This is a genomic window from Bradyrhizobium sp. 14AA, from assembly GCF_054185205.1.
On record NZ_JAVAYM010000009.1, the window covers coordinates 145,614 to 164,401 of the forward strand.

17 protein-coding genes are annotated in these 18,788 nt (G+C 65.4%); 3 read left to right on the forward strand and 14 right to left on the reverse strand.

Translation table 11 applies throughout. The features are described 5' to 3' along the window. Position 1: 1 nt before the first annotated feature. Entirely contained in the window at positions 2 to 1,813 is a 1,812-nt protein-coding gene (gene mutL / locus RAD15_RS18365; RefSeq protein WP_458179546.1) for a DNA mismatch repair endonuclease MutL, read from the reverse strand. Between the two features lie 249 nt (positions 1,814 to 2,062). On the opposite strand from mutL, the gene RAD15_RS18370 reads away from it, so the two are divergent. Next, complete coding sequence (locus RAD15_RS18370) at positions 2,063 to 2,380, forward strand: ribbon-helix-helix domain-containing protein (RefSeq protein ID WP_458179547.1); 318 nt, start codon at positions 2,063 to 2,065, stop codon at positions 2,378 to 2,380. A 207-nt stretch (positions 2,381 to 2,587) separates the two neighbouring features. Here RAD15_RS18370 and RAD15_RS18375 read toward each other — a convergent pair whose 3' ends face one another. Genes RAD15_RS18375 through RAD15_RS18390 form a run of 4 tightly spaced genes read right to left on the reverse strand, consistent with a single transcriptional unit; the run spans position 2,588 to position 5,552 of the window. Further along, positions 2,588 to 4,156 (reverse strand): GMC family oxidoreductase, encoded by a 1,569-nt coding sequence (locus tag RAD15_RS18375; RefSeq protein WP_458179548.1) that lies wholly within the window; start codon positions 4,154 to 4,156, stop codon positions 2,588 to 2,590. 27 nt (positions 4,157 to 4,183) lie between these two features. Beyond that, positions 4,184 to 4,732 (reverse strand): gluconate 2-dehydrogenase subunit 3 family protein, encoded by a 549-nt coding sequence (locus RAD15_RS18380; protein WP_458179549.1) that lies wholly within the window; start codon positions 4,730 to 4,732, stop codon positions 4,184 to 4,186. 37 nt (positions 4,733 to 4,769) lie between these two features. Next, positions 4,770 to 5,165, reverse strand: coding sequence for a VOC family protein (locus RAD15_RS18385; RefSeq protein WP_458179550.1), 396 nt, complete (start codon positions 5,163 to 5,165; stop codon positions 4,770 to 4,772). Continuing rightward, entirely contained in the window at positions 5,166 to 5,552 is a 387-nt protein-coding gene (locus RAD15_RS18390) for a c-type cytochrome (RefSeq protein WP_458179670.1), read from the reverse strand. A gap of 312 nt (positions 5,553 to 5,864) precedes the next feature. Between RAD15_RS18390 and RAD15_RS18395 the strand changes: the two genes are divergently transcribed. After that, the gene (locus RAD15_RS18395) at positions 5,865 to 6,173 is read left to right on the forward strand and encodes a hypothetical protein (protein ID WP_458179551.1); all 309 of its coding nucleotides are present in this window, start codon (positions 5,865 to 5,867) and stop codon (positions 6,171 to 6,173) included. A gap of 58 nt (positions 6,174 to 6,231) precedes the next feature. On the opposite strand, the gene arfB is transcribed toward RAD15_RS18395, so the two are convergent. The 7 genes from arfB to RAD15_RS18430 form a co-directional block, all read right to left on the reverse strand. Further along, positions 6,232 to 6,648: an alternative ribosome rescue aminoacyl-tRNA hydrolase ArfB gene (gene arfB / locus RAD15_RS18400; RefSeq protein ID WP_458179552.1), complete on the reverse strand. Its 417-nt coding sequence runs from the start codon at positions 6,646 to 6,648 to the stop codon at positions 6,232 to 6,234. A 214-nt stretch (positions 6,649 to 6,862) separates the two neighbouring features. Continuing rightward, positions 6,863 to 8,230: a M16 family metallopeptidase gene (locus RAD15_RS18405; RefSeq protein WP_458179553.1), complete on the reverse strand. Its 1,368-nt coding sequence runs from the start codon at positions 8,228 to 8,230 to the stop codon at positions 6,863 to 6,865. After that, positions 8,227 to 9,621 carry a M16 family metallopeptidase gene (locus RAD15_RS18410; protein WP_458179554.1) on the reverse strand — a complete coding sequence of 465 codons (1,395 nt, stop codon included), beginning with the start codon at positions 9,619 to 9,621 and terminating at the stop codon, positions 8,227 to 8,229. Before RAD15_RS18410 ends, RAD15_RS18405 begins: the two co-directional genes overlap by 4 nt. 201 nt (positions 9,622 to 9,822) lie before the next feature. Next, the gene (locus RAD15_RS18415) at positions 9,823 to 10,551 is read right to left on the reverse strand and encodes a hypothetical protein (protein ID WP_458179555.1); all 729 of its coding nucleotides are present in this window, start codon (positions 10,549 to 10,551) and stop codon (positions 9,823 to 9,825) included. A 97-nt stretch (positions 10,552 to 10,648) separates the two neighbouring features. Beyond that, entirely contained in the window at positions 10,649 to 11,143 is a 495-nt protein-coding gene (gene lspA, locus RAD15_RS18420) for a signal peptidase II (protein WP_458179556.1), read from the reverse strand. A gap of 155 nt (positions 11,144 to 11,298) precedes the next feature. Then, on the reverse strand, positions 11,299 to 14,307 hold the full coding sequence (gene ileS / locus RAD15_RS18425) for an isoleucine--tRNA ligase (protein ID WP_458179557.1): 3,009 nt from the start codon (positions 14,305 to 14,307) through the stop codon (positions 11,299 to 11,301). A 216-nt stretch (positions 14,308 to 14,523) separates the two neighbouring features. Next, on the reverse strand, positions 14,524 to 15,495 hold the full coding sequence (locus tag RAD15_RS18430; protein WP_458179558.1) for a bifunctional riboflavin kinase/FAD synthetase: 972 nt from the start codon (positions 15,493 to 15,495) through the stop codon (positions 14,524 to 14,526). 228 nt (positions 15,496 to 15,723) lie between these two features. On the opposite strand from RAD15_RS18430, the gene RAD15_RS18435 reads away from it, so the two are divergent. Further along, positions 15,724 to 16,119 carry a response regulator gene (locus tag RAD15_RS18435; protein WP_007596883.1) on the forward strand — a complete coding sequence of 132 codons (396 nt, stop codon included), beginning with the start codon at positions 15,724 to 15,726 and terminating at the stop codon, positions 16,117 to 16,119. A 202-nt stretch (positions 16,120 to 16,321) separates the two neighbouring features. Here the strand turns inward: RAD15_RS18435 and RAD15_RS18440 are convergent, their stop codons facing one another. Continuing rightward, on the reverse strand, positions 16,322 to 17,176 hold the full coding sequence (locus RAD15_RS18440) for a TIGR01459 family HAD-type hydrolase (RefSeq protein ID WP_458179559.1): 855 nt from the start codon (positions 17,174 to 17,176) through the stop codon (positions 16,322 to 16,324). 15 nt (positions 17,177 to 17,191) lie between these two features. Next, positions 17,192 to 18,685, reverse strand: coding sequence for an EAL domain-containing protein (locus tag RAD15_RS18445; protein ID WP_458179560.1), 1,494 nt, complete (start codon positions 18,683 to 18,685; stop codon positions 17,192 to 17,194). Positions 18,686 to 18,788 lie beyond the last annotated feature (103 nt).

Here is an 18,788-nt window from a genome sequence, read left to right on the forward strand (position 1 = left end):
CTCACCTCCGCCCGAACAGCTTCTCCACGTCCGACAGCTTCAGCTCGACATAGGTCGGCCGGCCGTGATTGCATTGGCCGGAGTTCGGCGTCTCCTCCATCTCGCGGAGCAGGGCGTTCATCTCCTCCGGCCGCAGCCTGCGGCCGGCGCGCACCGAGCCGTGGCAGGCCATGGTGGCGGCGACGTGCATCAGGCGGCGCTCCAGCGGCAGCGCCTCGTCCCATTCGGCCATGTGCTCGGAGAGATCACGCAGCAGGCCGCCCGCATTGGTCTTGCCGAGCAGCGACGGCGTCTCGCGTACCGCCACTGCGCCGGGGCCAAAGGATTCGATAGCGAGGCCGAACGACGCCAGCTCGTCGCTGCGCTCGAGCAGGCGCTCGACCGTAGCCTCGTCCATCTCGACGATCTCGGGGATCAAGAGGATCTGCCGCTGCACGCCGTTCGCGGCCAACGAGGCCTTCAGCCGCTCGTAGACGATGCGCTCATGCGCGGCATGCTGGTCGACGATGATCAGGCCGTCGCGGGTCTGCGAGACGATGTAGGTCTCGTGGATCTGGGTGCGCGCGGCGCCTAGCGGGCGGTCGACGAGATCCGCTACGGGCTGCGTCTCGAGGCGCACATCCGCGCTCGGTGCGCCGACATCGAACGCGGCCTGCGCGCGCTCGGCGAAGGCGGGCGCCGCGGCGCCTTCGAAGGACGACATCGGCGCGACGGGGGCGGATGGCGAGGCACGCCAGTCCCAGCTTGCGGGGCGCGGCGTGAAGGCGGGCCGGAACGCCGACAGCGCGCTCTCGCCGCTGTTGGCGGCGGTGCGGCGGCCCTCGCGCGCGAGGGCTTCCTTCAACCCGTGCACGATCAGCGCACGCACGAGGCCGGCATTGCGGAAGCGCACCTCGGTCTTGGCCGGGTGCACGTTGGCATCGACCTCGCGTGGATCGAGCGTGACGAACAGCGCCAGCACCGGATGGCGGTCGCGCGGCAGATAGTCGGAATAGGCCGCGCGCACGGCGCCTAGGATCAGCTTGTCGCGCACCGGGCGGCCGTTGACGAAGAGATATTGCCCGAGCGCATTGGCCTTGGTCAGCGCCGGCGCCGCGGCATAGCCGGCGACGACGATGCCCTCGCGCTCGGCATGGACCTCGATGGCGTGGCTGCGGAATTCAGCCCCGAGGATATCGCCGAGCCGCGTCAGGCGTCCGGCCGCGCCGGGCAGCGCCGCGGCCCAGGTCACCGGCGCGCGCTCCTCGCCCGCCAGCGTGAAGGCGACGTCGGGCCGCGCCATGGCGAGGCGCCGCACCACCTCGCGAATGGCTTCCGCCTCGGTGCGATCGGTCTTCAGAAACTTCAGCCGGGCCGGCGTCGCGTAGAAGAGGTCGTTGACCTCGACGCGCGTGCCGTGCGCCAGTGCCGCCGGCATGATCCCGGATTTCTCGCCGCCCTCGACGGTGAGCGCCCAGGCATGCGGCTCGCCGGCATGCCGCGTCGTGATCGACAGACGCGCCACCGACCCGATCGAGGGCAGCGCCTCGCCGCGGAATCCGAGGGTGCGGATCTGGAGCAAATCCTCGTCGTCAAGCTTGGAGGTGGCATGGCGCTCGACGGCCAGCGCGAGGTCCTTGGCAGTCATGCCGCCGCCGTCATCGGTGATGCCGATCCGCCGCCGCCCGCCGCCGTCAGTGAAGACGTCGATACGGCTCGCGCCGGCATCGATCGCGTTCTCGACCAGTTCCTTGACCACGCTCGCCGGACGTTCGACCACCTCGCCGGCGGCGATGCGGTTGACGACCTGTTCTGGAAGCTGGCGGACGGGCATGAACTTGATCTGGGCTTTCGATTGGATTCGCTGGCTGCGTTATTCTAGGCCGTGTTGCGTCAAAAGCATGTATTGGGCAACAGCGGCGTGAGGGCCTGGGGAAGAAGCCTTCCTATCACATTGAAGACATTGGCCGTTCGAGAAAATCCGGCGGCGCCGACGGATCGCCTTTCCGCCGTGGTCGTGATTGTGAGGTGCCGGGCTGCGGTGTAGCATTGTGAAAAAATGGCAACAGGACGGGAGGACGCCATGTGCCATCTCTTCGCGCATCAGCCCCAACGTGACTACGAATCCCAGACCCGCTCATTGCGGATCGGCGGCCATTGCACCTCGATCCGCCTGGAAATGGCATTCTGGGACACGCTGGAGGAGATCGCGGCCAAGGAGAATATGAGCGTCGGCAAGTTCCTGACCACGCTCTACAACGAGGTCCTCGACCATCACGGCGAGGTCAACAATTTCGCCTCGCTCTTGCGTTGCTCGTGCCTGATCTATCGCTCGCGGAGCGCGGCGTCGGTGCAGGAGTTCAAGGCTACTGTTGCGCCCATTCTCGACGCGGCCGAATAGCTGCTCCACCCTCGATGTCGTCCCGGCGAAAGCCGGGACCCATACCGCGTGATCTATCCATCACGGAAGGTCGGAGTACCGAACGACCAATCTCCGCCAAACTGGGCCCTGTGGTCATGAGTCCCGGCTTTCGCCGGGACGACACCCTGAGGTGGATACGCAATCCCTCCTCAATGCCGTCCCGGAGATCGCGATGGCAACGTGCGATCAAATCTCCTTCTTCTGCATCGCGCCCGCAATGTAATCGGCCTGGCGGATCGCCAGCGCGACGATGGTCAGCGTCGGGTTGCAGGCCGCGCCGCTGGTGAACTGGCTGCCGTCGGAGACGAACAGGTTCTTGACGTCGTGGCTCTGGCCGAACTTGTTGACCACGCCGTCGCGCGGCTTCTCGCTCATCCGGTTGGTGCCGAGATTGTGCGTGCTCGGATAGGGCGGGGTCGGATAGGTCACGGTGGCGCCGACGGCGTCATAGACCGCGGCGCCCTGCTTGTAGGCGTGTGCGCGCATGGCGACGTCGTTGGGATGATCGTCGAAATGCACGCTCGCCACCGCCTGTCCGAACTTGTCCTTCACGACAGGATCGAGCGTGATGCGGTTGGTCTCCTGCGGCATGTCCTCGCCGACCAGCCACATGCCGGCCATCCTGGGATAGCCGTCGAGCGCTGATGTGAACGAACGCCCCCAGGCGCCGGGATTGAGGAAGGCGGCCATGAACGGCAGGCCGATCGACAGCGTCTCCATCTCGTAGCCGCCGACGAAGCCGCGCTTCGGATTGTTGGCCGCTTCGTCGCGGATGATCCCGGCCATGGTGGTGCCGCGATACATGTGGACTGACTTCTCGAACACGGCGTAGACGCTGCCGGTCATATGCCGCATGTAATTGCGACCGACCTGGCCAGATGAATTGCCAAGGCCGTCGGGGAACATGGTCGAGGCGCTGTTGAGCAGCAGCCGCGGACTCTCGATCGAGTTGCCGGCGACCGCGACGATGCGTGCCTTCTGCCGCTGCATCGCGCCTGTTGCGTCGGCGTAGACGACGCCGGTGACCTTGCCGCTGGCATCGTGCTCGACCTTGACCGCCATGCTGCTGGGCCGGACCTCCAGATTGCCGGTCGCCTCGCCCTTGGGAATCTCGGTGTAGAGCGTCGACCATTTCGCGCCGGATTTGCAGCCCTGGAAGCAGAAGCCGATCTGCTGGCAGGCGCCGCGTCCGTCGCGCGGCTGGCTGTTGATCGCCATGTTGCCGGTGTGCACGGTCTTGTAGCCGAGCTTCTTCGCGCCGGCTTCGAGCACCTTGAAATTATTGTTGCCGGGAAGTCCGGGAATGCCGTTGGTGCGGGTCACGCCCATCTTGTTCTCGGCCTTGGCGTACCACGGCTCCATCTCGGCGAGCGTCACCGGCCAGTCCAGAAGGTTGGCGCCGGGCAAACCGCCGTAGGTGCTCTTCACCCTGAACTCGTGCTCGTCGAAGCGCAGCGAGGCGCCAGCCCAATGTGTCGTGGAGCCGCCGACCGCCTTGACGATCCAGGCCGGAAGGCCCGAAAAATCCTTGGCGACGCGCCACGTCCCCGACGTGGTGCGGGCGTCGGTCCAGGCGAGCTGGGAAAAACTCTCCCACTCGTCGTTGACGAAGTCCTGGTTCTCGATGCGGGGACCTGCTTCGAGGATGACTACCTTGACGCCCTTCTGCGCGAGCTCGTTGCCCAGCGTGCCGCCGCCGGCACCGGAGCCGACGATCACCACAACGCTGGAATCGTTCAGATCGAATTTTGCCATATGCGTTCTCCTGAACCGTTGTGTGGCTTAAGCCTTCGGCAGCCAGTCGATGTCGGCGAAGCCGCGGTTGATGTAGCCGCCGTGCTCGGCGGAGGAGCCCTCGTAGCCGAACCGTGGCCAGACCTCTTTTTGGTTGTAGAGGGAGACGATGAGGTCGCCGCGGACCTTCTGGAAGAAGTCGCTCTGCTCGATTTCCTTCAAGAGCACCACGCGGTCGGCTTCCCAGGGCACTTCGGCGTAAGCCACCTTGTGGCGATCGCGCGCGTTCTGATCGAGCCGGTTGATGCCGTCGCTGATCAGCGATTTGACGGCGGGATCCTTCGCCGCCTTGCCGTCCCATGGCTTGATCGCGGTGATGTAGTAGCTGTCGCCGAGGACGTCATGCGGATAGATGTCGCGCGCGACCTTCAGCAGCGTCTTCATCGCCGCCGGCGAGAGCGCGCTCGCATCATCGGCCCAGGAGTCCTCGATGCTGACGGCGACGCTGGTCGCGACAGCGACGACCGGAACGGCGGTTGCCGCGCCCTTGAGAAAGACGCGGCGGCTGTGCTTGCTTCGACGATCGACTTCTCTCATGGCATTTCCTCCGTCAATTTTGATTTTGTGATTTTGATCAGTTGAAACGTCCGCCCCGCTGGATCACCTCGATCTTGTAGCCATCGGGATCGCTGACGAAGAAGAAGCGCGCCAGCGTCCTGCCGTCGTGCTTGAAATCGCGTAAGGGTCCGGGCGCGAGCTTCTCGCGCTCGAAGCGGGTGTGTTCGGCATCGAGATCCTCGACCACCACGGCGAGATGTCCGTAGCCGTCGCCGAGCGCATACGGCTCCTTGCGATCGAAATTCACCGTCAGCTCCACCTCGAAAGGTGAGGAGGGGTGACGCAGATAGATCAGGGCGAAGTCCGCAAATTTCAGATGGTCGACGACCTCCAGGCCGAAGGCGCGCTTGTAGAAGTCGAGCGATCGCGCCTCGTCGTGCACGCGGATCATGGAATGGACCGGCTTTGCCATTCAGTTCTGCTCCCTCAGGTAGGCGATGATGGCGGCCCGCGTCTCCGGCTTGGCTTGCCGATAGGCCATGACTACGCCGGGAACGACAGCTTGCGGATTGGTCAGCCAGGCATCGAGCCTGGTCTCGTCCCAGACGAAGTCAGCTTTTGCGAGGCTCTCTGAATAGCGAAAGCCTTCGACCTTGCCGGCAGGCCGGCCGACAATCTTGACCAGCGGCGGACCCTGTCGCACCGGCTCCGATAGGCTTGTGGTGTGGCAGACCGCGCATTGCTGCTTGAACAGCGTCGTGCCATCGGGCGGCTTTGCGGCGGGCAGGGGCATTTGCGCGTCGGCAACCCGCACCACCAGTATCACTGCGGTGCACAATCCCAGCACGACTGCGCGCATCGCCAAGAGCCCCACTCATCCACACCAATGTCGGCGTGCGCAAACTCTAGGCGGCGTCAAATCAGCGGTGGTAGTAGCGGGCTGTTTTGCCGCGAGCGGAGGTGCTTGTGGGGGAGCGCATGTTCCGCGCCGCCGCATATGAGGAGCACAATTCCGCGAAACCGCCCAGAAATCCCTAAACGATGACCACACGACGCAGGTTGCATCGCGACTGCGCCGTTCGAACTCTCTACGCGATGAACCGGTCCGGTGCAGACGAACGGCGCAGAAGGCAGCCGTACCGTTCATCGCGAAAAAGTCCAGGAGAAATGGATGAAGTTGGTGAAGACCTCTGCAATCGCATGCGCTCTCACGGCCCTCATTGCGACGCCGGTGCTCGCGCAAGGTACGTCATCCGGCGTCAAGCCCGGCGGCACCGTGCAAAGCAAACCCATGCAGGGCGGCGCCTCAGGCAGCGAGGATGACGATCTCGGCGCGCAGCAGGGGGCTGCCGGCGAGAAGACGGGCATGAAGTCGACCAAGGGGACGAAGGGTACGGTCGGCACCACGGGCAGCGCAGCGCACAAAGGGACGGTCGACGATTCCGCCTCGGGCAGCCCGGCCACCGGCAAGCGTTACTGACGCCAGGTCGCGAACCGGCAAACCTCCGGTCGCTCTGCGACTGGAGGTCTCTGCCCGATCAATCGTCGAAGCGCCCGCCGCGTCCGGCCTTGACGTCGCCGCGGCGCTTCTTGCCGTCGAGCCGGCGCTGCTTGGAGGCGAAGGTCGGCCGCGTCGCGCGCCGCGGCGTCGGCCGTATCATCGCCTCGCTCAGAATCTCGACGAGCCGGTCGATGGCGTCCTGGCGATTGCGCTCCTGGGTGCGGAAGCGCTGCGCGTGGATCACGATGACGCCGTCCTTGGTCATGCGCTGACCGGCGATGCGGGCGAGCCGGATCGCCGCATCCTCCGGCAGGGTCAGCTTGCGCGTGTCGAAGCGCAATTGGGCCGAGGTCGAGACCTTGTTGACGTTCTGTCCGCCCGGGCCGGAGGCGCGGACAAAGCCGATCTCGATGTCGTCCTCGTCGATGACGAGATCGCGGGATATCCGCAGCATGATGGCACCAGAAAAAAGATTCGCGCGCACCATAGCTGCTTTGACGGAAATTTGCCGCGCTCTATCCGTTCCCTCCCCCCTTGTGGGGGAGGGGCAGGGAGGGGGGTAGCCACAAGCGCTGGAGTTCGTGGCTACCCCCCTCTCTAGCTCTCCCCCACAAGGGGGGAGAGAACGCAGTGCGTCGTGAGGGAACGGCCGACGTTACTACGAACGATCAGTTCGACTTCGTCGCCGGGGCCGCGGCCGGCTGCGCGGCGGCCTGCGGAGCGCGGCCGACGACGACGGTCAGGAGGCCCTGGCCCCAGAGGCGCCTGGCGGCCGCCTTGGCGTCGTCCAGCGTCACGGCATCGACGATGGCGTTGCGCTTCTCGATATAGTCGATCGGCAGCTTGTCCTGCTGGTACTGCAGCAGCGCCTGCGCGAGCTTGGAGGAGGTGTCGAGCGCCAGCATCTGCGAGCCCTTGAGGTAGGACTTGGCCTCGTCGAGCTCCTTCTGCGTCGGGCCTTCCTCGGCGATGCGGCGCACCTCCTTCTCGATGGCGTCGATGGTGTCGCCGGCGCGGTCGGCGCGTGTGCCGGTGTTGCCGATGAAGACCGCCGAATGCTCCATCCAGAGCAGCGATTCGAACACCGAATAGGCGAGCCCGCGCTTCTCGCGAACCTCGCGATAGAGACGCGAGGACAATCCGCCGCCGCCCAGGATGTGGTTGACGACATAGGCCGCCATGAAGTTCGGGTCGCTGCGCTTCACCCCGGGGCCGCCGAAGGTGATCACGGTCTGCGGCACGTCGAGCGTCACGAAGGCGCGCTGCGGCGGCTTGGCGGCCTCGACGTCGGGAACCGGCACGAGATTGGCCTTGGCGGGCAGGCTGCCGAACGTGTGGTCGAGCAGCTTGCCGAGGGTCGCCGGATCGACGTCGCCGACCACCGCGATCTTCAGCGTGTCCTTGGCGAGCACGCGGCCGACATAATCCTTCATGTCGGCGACGGTGACGGTCGGCACGCTATCGAGCGTGCCGTTGGCCTGCCGGCCATAGGGATGATCGCCGAAGGCGACCTCGAGGAATTTGCGGCTCGCCAGCGACGACGGATTGGTGGTCTCGCGGCGCAGGCCGGAGATGACCTGCGAGCGGATGCGTTCGACATCGGCGGCTTCGAAATGCGGCGAGGTCAGAGCCATCCGCAACAGGTCGAAGGCCTCGTCCTTGTTGTCGCGCAACATGCGCAGGCTGCCGCGGAAAGTGTCGCGGGTGGCGCTGAAGGAGAGCTCGATGGCCCGGCGGTCGAGCCGTTCGTGGAACGTCTTGGAGTCGAGATCGCCGGAGCCTTCGTCGAGGAGATCGCCGACCAGGTTGGCGACACCCGGCTTGTCCTTGGGATCCTGTGCCGAGCCGCCGGCAAAGGAATATTCCATGGCGATCAGCGGCACGGTCGCGTCCTGCACGAACCAGGCTTCGATGCCGCCCGGCGAGGTCAGGTGCTGGATCTTCGCAGCCGCCTGCGACGGCGAGATCGCAGTCAGCGCAAGTGCGGCGCCGGTGGCGAGGGAGAATGCAACGCGTCGAAGGAAGGGATAGGTCACGAACGCTTCTCCTCGCGCTTGGTGGTCGCAGTGTCCTTGATCAGATAGCCCGTCACCGAGCGCTTCTTCTCGAGCCATTTCTGCGCGACAGTGCGAACCTGCTCGGCGGTGACCGCGCGAATGCGGTCGGGCCAGCTCCTGATGTCCTCGATCGACAGGCCCGTGGTCAGCGCGCCGCCATACCAGCGCGCCAGCACCGCCTGGTTGTCCTGGGCGTAGATCGCCTCCGCAATGAGCTGGGTCTTGACCCGCTCCAGATCCTCGGCGCGGATCGGGTTCTGCGCGACGTCGGCGATGACGCCGTCAACCGCCTGCTCGACCTCTGCGAAGCTGACGCCGGGTTTCGGCGAGGCCGAGATCGCGAACTGGGTCGGGTCGAGCGAGATGCTCGAATAGCTGGCGCTGGCGGAGACCGCGAGCGGCTTGTCGACGACGAGCGCGCGGTAGAGATAGGAATTGCTGCCGCTGCCCATCAACTGTGCCAGCACGTCGAGGGCTGCGCTCTCGCCGGCCGCGGCCGTGGTCGCCGAGGGCGCCAGATAATAGCGCCGCAAGCCGGGCTGCTCGACGCGTGGATCGGCCAGCGTGACGGTGCGCGGAGCGGCGGGCTCCGGCTCCTGCGGACGGACGCGCCGGGCCGGGATCGCGGGCTGTGCCGGGATCGAGCCGAAATTGCGCTCGACCAGCGGACGGACATCGGCGGCTTCGACGTCGCCGGCGATCACCAGGATCGCGTTGTTCGGCGCGTAGAAGCGGCGGTAGAAGGCGAGCGCATCCTCGCGATCGAGCTTCTCGATCTCCTGGTGCCAGCCGATCACGGGCCGGCCGTAGGGATGGTTGAGATAGAGCGCGGCCATGATCTGCTCGTTCAGCCGCGCGTCCGGATTGTTGGCGACGCGCATGTTGTACTCTTCGAGCACGACGTCGCGCTCGGGCAGCACGTTCTCGTCCTTGAGGATGAGGCCGGTCATGCGATCGGCCTCGAACTCCATCATGGTCGGCAGCTGCTCTTTCGGCACGCGCTGGTAGTAGTTGGTGTAGTCGACCGAGGTCGAGGCGTTCTCGTTGCCGCCGACGCGGAGCACGGTCTGGGAGAATTCGCCGACCGGATGCTTCGAGGTGCCCTTGAACATCAGGTGCTCGAGGAAGTGCGCGAGCCCGGACTTGCCCGGCGTCTCATCGGCCGAGCCGACCTTGTACCAGATCATCTCGGTGACCACGGGCGTGCGGTGATCCGGGATCACCACGACCTGCATGCCGTTGCTGAGCGTGAAGCTGGCGGGCGGGGCCGATGTTACCGTGGTCTGGGCAAGGGCCGCGCCGGCCGAGAGGATGCTCGTCGAAAGCAGCACGGCAAGGAGGCTGGCAGCCGATCGGTAAGAGGACATCATGATCCTTATGAAAGGGCGAGTCCGGATGTCCGGCTCGGAAGGCACGGCATGCTACACCGTGCGGCTGAGGCTTCGCGTCACGAAGCAGAGAACTCAACGCTTAGGCAAGTTACTGATAAGCAATTTACAGACTGCCTCCGGCGGGCACGGCCGCCAGCGCCAGGTTGGCTTCTGTCGGGATGTCGCGGCGGGCGAGGAACGCTATTGTTCCTTGTCCTTGCCCGACATGATGTCGAAATAGGTCCGCCGCGACTTGTCCGGCCCGGCGCCATAGGCGTAGTTCGGCGACGGCGTCTGGTAGCCCGGCGGCGGCTCGACCAGCGACTGGCGCGGCGGCTCGGTCGTGAATTTCTTCTCTTCGGAGCTGTTACCACCCTTCATCATATTCCACAGACCACCGGAGTAACCGAGTTCTGCGGGGCTGAGCGAGGGATTGCCGTTGGTGCCCGGCTGGATGGGATCATTGCTGCTGCGGGGGGCTGCGGCGACCTGGCCGACCTTCATCTCGGCGGGCGTCAGCGGCCGGGCGGCCTGCCAGTTCTCGGTTTCCTTGGTCGCCTTCTTGCGCGCGGCAATGGCTTCCTTGCGGCGCTTCTCCTCGGGGTCCTTGGGCCAGTTCGGTGCGTTCTTGGCCTGGGTCGCGGGAGGCGGCAGGTCGAGCTTGGGCGGCACCACCAGCGGTGAGCGCTCGCGGTATTCGATGCCGGGCTTTTCCATGCTCTTGGCACCGATGCCGGACATCAGATTGTCGATCAGCTTCTCTTCGAAGGTCATGTCGTCATCATCGCCGTCGTCGCCGTCACCGGCGCGCACCGGGCCTGCCGACATGACGAGACCGACGCCGAGCGCGACAGCGGACAATCTCAACGCCCGCCAGAACCCCGACTGGGGGTCTCGAACCATCGAACCGCTGGTCTTCGAGCTGCGCATCGCTGTACCTGTTCCATATTGTGGCAGTTTGCCGCTCGTACGCGGCTTAAACCCTCGCAAAAGCAAGGTTCCACTTGCCGGTCCGTATCGGCCGGGATCAGGGCGCTTTTGCGGCGGGTACCCCTAGGAAGGAATCATACAATAGCGCCGCCACGCCAGCAACGATGGCCACGTCCGCGAGGTTAAACACGTACCAATTATAGGTATTTCCACCGATCTCGATGTGAAACAGGGCGAAATCGACCACCGCGCCATAGGCCAGGCGATCGATGCCATTGCCGATGGCGCCGCCGATGATCAGGCCCAGCGCGACGGTCGCAAGCCAGGTGTGGGAGCGCGCCATCCAGATCGCCAGCGCGACCACCGCGATGACCTTGACCGCCATCAGGGCGAGCTGCGCCGCCTGACCGTCGTTCTGGAGCCAGCCGAAGCTGATGCCGATGTTCCAGGCCAGCACCAGGTCGAAGAACGGCGTCACCCGCAGCGCGCCGCGATGGGCGAGGTCGAGCACGTTCAGCAGCCAGAGCTTTGAGGCCTGGTCGGCCAGCAGCGTGACCACGGCTGCGAGGATGCCGGCGCGGAGCGGGGTCATGGGCACACGGCCGCCATACGCTCCGCCGTCGTCCTGGCGAAGGCCAGGACCCATAACCCCAGGCGGCAATTGTTTGAGAGACTCGTGGTCATCTGCCTTCGCTGCAACCGGCTGCGGTGGTAATGGGTCCTGGCTTTCGCCAGGACGACGGCTTGTTAAACGCCCACCCCCAGCGCCTTCCATTCGCGCAGCGCCTTGGCGTCGCGCGGGGTGACGTCGGGGTATTCGGAATCCTCGCCGACCGTCGGCGAAATCTTCCAGGATCGGGCGCACTTCGTGCCGACCGCCTTCTCCACCACCACCGCGACACCGGGCACGGCATCGAGACGGAACGCGGAAGCCGGCGCCTCGCCCTCGCGCACCTCGTAGTTCGAGGTGATGCAGATCTCGGCGAGGTCTGTGTCGAACAGCGTCATCAGCGTGTCCCGGTCGGCGACATAGATCACCGGCGAGGCCTCCAGCGAGGAGCCGATGTTCTTGGCGGCGCGCTCGAGCTCCAGCGCGCCGGTGACGACGCGGCGGACATTGCGGATCACTTCCCACTTCGCGGCGAGCGCGTCGTCGCGCAAGCTTTCGATATCCGTGGGGAACAGGGTCAGATGGACCGACGGCTCGGCGTTCGGCCGGAACATCCGCCACGCTTCGTCGGTCGTGAAGCTCAGGATCGGCGCGAGCCACTTCAGCAGGGCATCGCACAGCAGCTCGATCGCGGTGAGCGCCGCCTTACGCGCCACCGAGGACGGCGGATCGCAATACAGCGTGTCCTTGCGGATGTCGAAATAGAACGCCGACAGCTCGGAGTTCATGAAGGCCGCAAGGCTTGCGACCACGGTCTTGTAGTCGAACGCGGCATAGGCGTTGCGAACGGTTTCGGCATGGCCGGCCAGTTCGTGCAGCATCAGCCGCTCGAGCTCGGGCATTTCGGCATAGGCGACCTTCTCGCTCGCCTTGAAGTGATGCAGCGTTCCGAGCATCCAGCGGATCGAGTTGCGCAGCTTGCGATAGGTCTCGATGGTGTTCTTCAGGATCTCGGGGCCGATGCGCTGGTCGTCGGCATAGTCGGTGGCGCAGACCCACAGGCGCAGGATGTCCGCGCCCGAATCCTTGATCACCTTCTGCGGCTCCACGGTGTTGCCGAGCGACTTCGACATCTTGCGACCGTTCTCGTCGAGCGTGAAGCCGTGGGTCAGCACGATGTCGTAGGGCGCGCGGCCGCGCGTGCCCGCGCTTTCCAGCAGCGAGGAGTGAAACCAGCCGCGATGCTGGTCGCTGCCTTCGAGATACATCACGGTGTCGTTGCCGCCGTCGACCTTGCGGACGATGTTGCCGAGCTGCGGGAAGTTCTGGCGATCCTCGAGCACGAAGGCGTGCGTGGAGCCGGAATCGAACCAGACGTCGCAGATGTCGTCGACCTTCTTCCAGTCTTCGCTCGCGCGTTCCCTGAGGAAGCGCTCGCGGGCACCGTCCATGTACCAGGCATCGGCGCCTTCCTCCATGAAGGCTTCGGTGATGCGCTGGTTGACGATCTCGTCCTGCAGGATCTCGGCCGAGCCGTCTGCCTTCTCGCGCACGAACACGGCGATCGGCACGCCCCAGGCGCGCTGGCGCGAGATCACCCAGTCCGGGCGGTTGGCGATCATGCCGTTGATGCGGTTCTCGCCCGAGGGCGGCACCCATTGCGTCACCGAGATCGCGCGCAGCGCGCGGGCGCGCAGCGTGTCGCCCTTCTTCGCATGGCCGTCCTCGCTGATGTCCTTGTCCATCGCGATGAACCATTGCGGCGTGTTGCGGAAGATCACCGGCTTCTTCGAGCGCCAGGAATGCGGATATTGGTGCTTGAGGCGGCCGCGCGCCAGCAGCTTGCCGGCATCGATCAGCGCCTTGATCACGGCCTCGTTGGCGTCGCCCTTCTCGCCCTTGTCATTGAGCACGCGCTTGCCGGTGAAGCCGGGGGCCTGTGCGGTGTAGGCGCCGTTCTCGTCGACGGTGTAGGGGATCGCGCTCGGAATGCCGCGCGCATCGAGCTCGCGGGTATTGGCCATCCAGACGTCGAAGTCCTCGCGGCCGTGGCTCGGCGCGGTGTGCACGAAGCCGGTACCGGTATCGTCGGTGACATGCTCGCCGGCGAGCAGCGGCACGGTGAACTCGTAACCGCCGCCGAACCCGCGCAAGGGATGGGCGCATTCGACGGCGTCCAGCGTGTCGCCGGGAATGTCGCGCACCTTCTCGTAAGATGTGACGCGCGCCTGCTTGAACACTTCCGCGGCCAGCGCATCGGCCAGGATCAGCAGATCGCCGTTCCTTGCCCAATTGTCCGCCGGCGCGTCCGTCACCTTGTAGAGGCCATAGGCGATCTTCGGCGAGAACGAGATGGCGCGGTTGCCCGGCAGCGTCCAGGGTGTGGTGGTCCAGATCACCACGCTGGCGGAGGCGAGCACGCCATGCGCGGGCGAGGTGACCGGGAATTTCACCCAGACCATGTCGGAGGTGTAGTCCTCGTACTCGACCTCGGCTTCCGCGAGTGCGGTTTTCTCGACCACGCTCCACATCACCGGCTTGGAGCCGCGATAGAGCGTGCCGTTGGCGGCGAATTTCATCAGCTCGCGCGCGATCTGTGCTTCGGCGGGATAGCTCATCGTCTGATAGGGATGATCCCAGTCGCCGATGATGCCGAGCCGCTTGAATTCCTCGCGCTGCACGTTGATCCAGTTCGTCGCATAGGCGCGGCATTCTTTCCGGAACGCCACCATCGCAGCGGAGTCGCGGAAATCGGGCTTCTGCTTGCCCTTCTTGCGGTAGTTCTCCTCCTCGATCTTCCATTCGATCGGCAGGCCGTGGCAGTCCCAGCCGGGCACGTAATTGGAGTCGAAGCCGAGCATCTGCTGGCTCTTGGTGACGACGTCCTTGAGGATCTTGTTCAGCGCGTGCCCGATATGGATGTTGCCGTTGGCGTAGGGCGGGCCGTCATGCAGCACGAATTTGGCGCGGCCCTCGGCTTCCTTGCGCAGCTTGTCGTAGAGGCCGATGTCGCTCCAGTATTTCAGGATCTCCGGCTCGCGCTGCGGCAGGCCGGCGCGCATCGGGAATTCGGTCTGCGGCAGGAACAGGGTTTTCGAATAGTCTTTGACTTCAGAATTCTGGGACTTCTGCGGCTTTTCGGACATGAGGCTGACTGGCTCGGAAGGGCGCGGGAACGGATGGCGATGCGGAATCGCGGGGTGAAACGACAAAATCCCGGTCTTGCGCCGAGCCGGAGGCTCAGGCGGAAGCCGGGCTGCTAATCCCTATGATGCGCCGCGCAAACATGGGCTCTCCATAGCAGGGGGCCAAGAGAAGCGCAAAAGGGAAGCGCAAAGGCCCGACGGACCGGTCCAGGGCCCTCAGTCGATCGTCCCAAGCTGTGGAAACGCATCCGGGGCCGCGGCCAGCATGGCGCGGGCGCGGGCGGAATCGTCGTCCATCTGCCGGATCAGGGCCTCGATGCCCTCGAATTTCAGCTCCTCGCGGATGAAGCCGATGAAGGCGCAGTCGAGGAGCTGCCCGTAAAGGTCGCCCTTGAAGTCGAACAGGAAGATTTCGAGCAGCGGCGCGCCATTATCAAAAGTCGGGCGGCGGCCGAAGCTGGCCACGCCGTCGAGGCGCTCGGCACCGCGGCCGACCCGCACGGCGTAGATGCCGTGCTTCAGACCGCAATTGGCGTCGAGGCGGATATTGGCGGTGGGGTAACCGAGGTCGCGGCCGCGCTTCTCGCCGTGGATGACCTCGCCGGTAATGAACCAGGGGGCGCCCAGCATGGTGCTGGCGTCCTCGAGGAGGCCCTCGGCGAGTGCGATCCGGATGGCGCTGGAGGAGACCGGCCGCTCGTCGATGTCGACATGGGGCTGCACGTCCACCTCGATGCCGAGCCGGGGTGCCTCGTTGACCAGCAGGCTCGGGGAGCCGACCCGGCCCTTGCCGAAATGGAAATCGTAACCCACCGCGATCCCGCTGACGCCGAGACGCCCGATCAGCTCATGGTGAATGAAGTCTTGCGCGCTGGTTCCGGCCCGGGCCTTGTCGAAAGTCATGACCACGGCGCCGGCGAGCCCGGTGCCGGCCAGAAGCCGCAGCTTGGCCGGCTCGTCCGTCAGGCGGAATTGCGGGGTATTGGGGCTGAAAAACCGCCGCGGATGCGGCTCGAAGGTCAATGCCAGCGCAGGGCGGCCATGCGTCCGGCCCATTTCCAGGGCCGCGGCGATCACGGCCCTGTGGCCAAGATGAACGCCGTCGAAATTGCCCATGGCGACCACGGCGCCCCTCAAAATCGCAGAATCCGGCGTGGAGTCGCGGATAACGGTAAATTGCGGGGCCATCAGGGGAATTCTCGAAGCGGCAGGACCGGCCGGGACCGTGGCGCGACCGGCCGGATGAAGTCAAGCGGGAGGGGGCCGGCCCCGGAATGCGATTTCAGTCCTCGGGGGGCGTCCCCAGTTAACGCGCTGTTTAACGCCTTGGTGCTAGTCCTTGAATTGTGGAACCGCCGGGCTCCGGCCTGGCAGGTCCGATCGTAATGTTCCTGGGTTTGCGTTGGGGGAGTCGAGATGGCGGTTGATTTGTCGATGTCGGTTCTGGTGGTTGATGACTACAGCACCATGATCCGTATCATCAGGAATCTGCTGAAGCAGCTTGGCTTCGAGAATATCGATGATGCCAGCGACGGTTCGGCAGCGCTGAACAAGATGCGCGGCAAGAAGTACGGGCTCGTGATCTCCGACTGGAACATGGAGCCGATGACGGGTTACGACCTGCTGCGCGAGGTGCGCGCGGATCCGAACCTCGCCACCACGCCCTTCATCATGATCACGGCGGAATCCAAGACCGAGAACGTGATCGCGGCCAAGAAGGCCGGCGTGAACAATTACATCGTCAAGCCGTTCAACGCGGCGACGCTGAAGACCAAGATCGAGGCGGTCTTCCCGGACATGGCAAGCGCGTAAGCGCGATCGAAGCCATCGGTTGAATTCGGAAGGCCCGGGCTCTGTCCCGGGCTTTCTCCGTTGGGTTCGTCATTCCGGGGCGGTGCGCTAGCACCGAACTATGGTGCGCAATTGCGCACCTGAGAATCTCGAGATCCCCCGATGCGCAATTGCGCATCTGAGGTCCGGTCCTTCGGACCATCCCGGGATGACGGCTATGCCATCACCACTTCAATTCGCGCATCAGCGCCTTCGGCGGGTGGCCGAACAATTCCATCACCGAGGCCGGGTCGAGCTGGTCGAGACCCTCGAACTCCTCGGAATGGATGCCGCGGGTGACGAACAGGCAGTCGATCCCGAACTCGCGCGCGCCGGTGAGATCGGTGCGCACGGAATCGCCGATCGCCAGCACCTTTTTCCGGTCGATCTGGTGGCCCTGGCGTTCGCCGGCCAGCCGCATCGCGCGCTCGTAGATCGGACGATGCGGCTTGCCGTAGAAGATCACCTCGCCGCCGAGCTCGCGATAGAGCTCCGCGATCGCGCCGGCGCAATAGATCAGCCGGTCGCCGCGTTCCACCACGATATCGGGGTTGGCGCAGACCAGCGTCAGCTTGCGCTCGCGCGCCTTCAGCATCATGCCGCGGTAGTCTTCCGCCGTCTCGGTCTCGTCGTCATAGAGGCCGGTGCAGACGATGTAATCGGCCTCCTCCAGCGGCGCGGTCACCGCATCGAGGCCGCGATAGATCGAATTGTCGCGCTCGGGGCCGAGCCAGAACATCTTGCGGCCGGGATGCTCGGCGACATAGAGCCGCGTCAAATCGCCCGATGAGACGATCGCGTCATAGGTCTCGTCCGCGACGCCGAGCTTGCGCAATTGCCGCTGCACGGAGTCGGCGGGGCGCGGCGCGTTGGTGATCAGGATCACCGTACCGCCTCGGCTGCGATAGGTGTGCAACGCCTCGCAAGCCTCGGGGAAGGATTCCAGGCCATTGTGGACCACGCCCCAGATATCGCTGAGTACGACGTCCACGCCGCCCACGAGCTCGCGCAGGCTTTCGGCGAAATGCAGCGTGGTCATGATGCGCGCGGCCGATCAGATGCGGCGCGCGAGCGCCGCGTTGCCGGTGATGCGTTGTGCCGGAGTCGTGGCAGACGTCGCGCCTGGGCTGGGTGGAGCGGAGCCATTGGATCCCTGAATGTCCTGCGCCTGGTTCGGCAAGGCCCCGCCGGTAGCAGATGCCCCCTCCGGCCGCAATGGCCGCGGCGGCGCGAACAGGAACCCCTGGCCGAACCGCACGTCATAGTCGAGCAGGTCGACGACGGCGCGCTCGCCCTCGATCCGCTCGGCGATCAGGTCGATGCCGAAGCGGCCGAGCAGGTCGGAGAGGTCGGAGGGATGGATGTCCGAGGTCGACGCCTGCCTGGGGTCGAGCAGCAGCGTGGCCGGCACCTTGATGAAACGCACGCCGCGGTCGGCGAGCTCGCGTGGCTCGATCCTGAGATCCGTGACGTGGTCGATCGAGAAACGGAAGCCGCGCTGGGCGAGGGCGGCGAGGTTCTCGGTCTCGGCCGGCCCGAGATTGCGGAAGGTCGACTGCTTGAACTCCAGCACCAGCGACGGCGCCAGCGCCCGGTTGGCTTCGAGGAAGTCGAGGCATTGCGCGAAGGTGGTGGAATTGCCGAGCGTGGAGGCCGCGACGTTGCAGAACACCCCGACATCCTTGTTGCGCACCATCAGGCGCCGCAGCACCTGGACGCAGCGCAGCATCACCATGTTGTCGATGCGCCCGATCAGCCCCGACGCCTCCGCAAGGCTGATGAACTCCTCGGCGGCGATCAGCTGGTCGCGCTCGTCGCGCACCCGCGTCACGGCTTCGTAGAAGCGGACCTTGCGCTGCGGCAGCGTCACCATCGGCTGGAGGAAGATGTCGATACGGTTCTCGTCGATCGCGGTGCGCAACGTCGCGAGCAGCTGGGTCTGGTTGCGCCCGTTGGCGGCCTGAACCGGATTGGCGGTCTGGGTCTGGACCGCCGGTGCCGGCCGCGGCGCCGCTGCGGGAGGCCGAGGTGCTGCGGGAAGCGGAGGAGGGGCCGCCGGAGGCTCCTCGAACGGCGCTATCAGGTCGATCGGCGCCTCCGGCTCCAGCGCCGCGACCGGCGCGGGATTGGCTGCCGGCGCAGCGCCGGCCAAGAGGTCTTCGTGAGCCGACACGGTGGTGGCGAGTTGCCTGACCAATCCGCCGAGCTCGTTGATCTCGCCGACCACCGACTGGATGCGGTCGGAATTAGTCGAATTGGACGAGGCGATGCGTCCCTCGATCGCAGCAAGCCGGCGGCCGAACTCGGCCACCTGGCGCGCGAGGTCGGCGGTGCCGCGCGACAGATCAGCGATCTGGCCGCCGACGTCGCTGCGGTCGCGCAGCCGCATCGACACCGCATTGTAGAGGATCAGGAAGGTCAGGGCGGTCAGCGCCACGATCGCGGATTCGGTTCCGCTGATGCCGGCGACGGCGTAGAGGACGAGCCCGAGCGAGGCCGCGACCAGAACCATGCAGATGGCGATGAAGATCGTCGAAATGCGAATCATGCCGCGCGTTACGCCTCAAGAGCTGACTGCCTCACCCGGGAAAACACGGGTCACTGTGCGAACCCGTCACGCCTCATGCTCCCCCAAGCCGCATCAGCTTAAC

Coding starts and splice junctions, on each gene's coding strand:
- mutL (WP_458179546.1), bottom strand. CDS start 1,813: ATGCCCGTCCGCCAGCTTCCAGAACAGGTCGTCAACCGCATCGCCGCC.
- RAD15_RS18370 (WP_458179547.1), top strand. CDS start 2,063: ATGTGCCATCTCTTCGCGCATCAGCCCCAACGTGACTACGAATCCCAG.
- RAD15_RS18375 (WP_458179548.1), bottom strand. CDS start 4,156: ATGGCAAAATTCGATCTGAACGATTCCAGCGTTGTGGTGATCGTCGGC.
- RAD15_RS18380 (WP_458179549.1), bottom strand. CDS start 4,732: ATGAGAGAAGTCGATCGTCGAAGCAAGCACAGCCGCCGCGTCTTTCTC.
- RAD15_RS18385 (WP_458179550.1), bottom strand. CDS start 5,165: ATGGCAAAGCCGGTCCATTCCATGATCCGCGTGCACGACGAGGCGCGA.
- RAD15_RS18390 (WP_458179670.1), bottom strand. CDS start 5,552: ATGCGCGCAGTCGTGCTGGGATTGTGCACCGCAGTGATACTGGTGGTG.
- RAD15_RS18395 (WP_458179551.1), top strand. CDS start 5,865: ATGAAGTTGGTGAAGACCTCTGCAATCGCATGCGCTCTCACGGCCCTC.
- arfB (WP_458179552.1), bottom strand. CDS start 6,648: ATGCTGCGGATATCCCGCGATCTCGTCATCGACGAGGACGACATCGAG.
- RAD15_RS18410 (WP_458179554.1), bottom strand. CDS start 9,621: ATGATGTCCTCTTACCGATCGGCTGCCAGCCTCCTTGCCGTGCTGCTT.
- RAD15_RS18415 (WP_458179555.1), bottom strand. CDS start 10,551: ATGCGCAGCTCGAAGACCAGCGGTTCGATGGTTCGAGACCCCCAGTCG.
- lspA (WP_458179556.1), bottom strand. CDS start 11,143: ATGACCCCGCTCCGCGCCGGCATCCTCGCAGCCGTGGTCACGCTGCTG.
- ileS (WP_458179557.1), bottom strand. CDS start 14,307: ATGTCCGAAAAGCCGCAGAAGTCCCAGAATTCTGAAGTCAAAGACTAT.
- RAD15_RS18430 (WP_458179558.1), bottom strand. CDS start 15,495: ATGGCCCCGCAATTTACCGTTATCCGCGACTCCACGCCGGATTCTGCG.
- RAD15_RS18435 (WP_007596883.1), top strand. CDS start 15,724: ATGGCGGTTGATTTGTCGATGTCGGTTCTGGTGGTTGATGACTACAGC.
- RAD15_RS18440 (WP_458179559.1), bottom strand. CDS start 17,176: ATGACCACGCTGCATTTCGCCGAAAGCCTGCGCGAGCTCGTGGGCGGC.
- RAD15_RS18445 (WP_458179560.1), bottom strand. CDS start 18,685: ATGATTCGCATTTCGACGATCTTCATCGCCATCTGCATGGTTCTGGTC.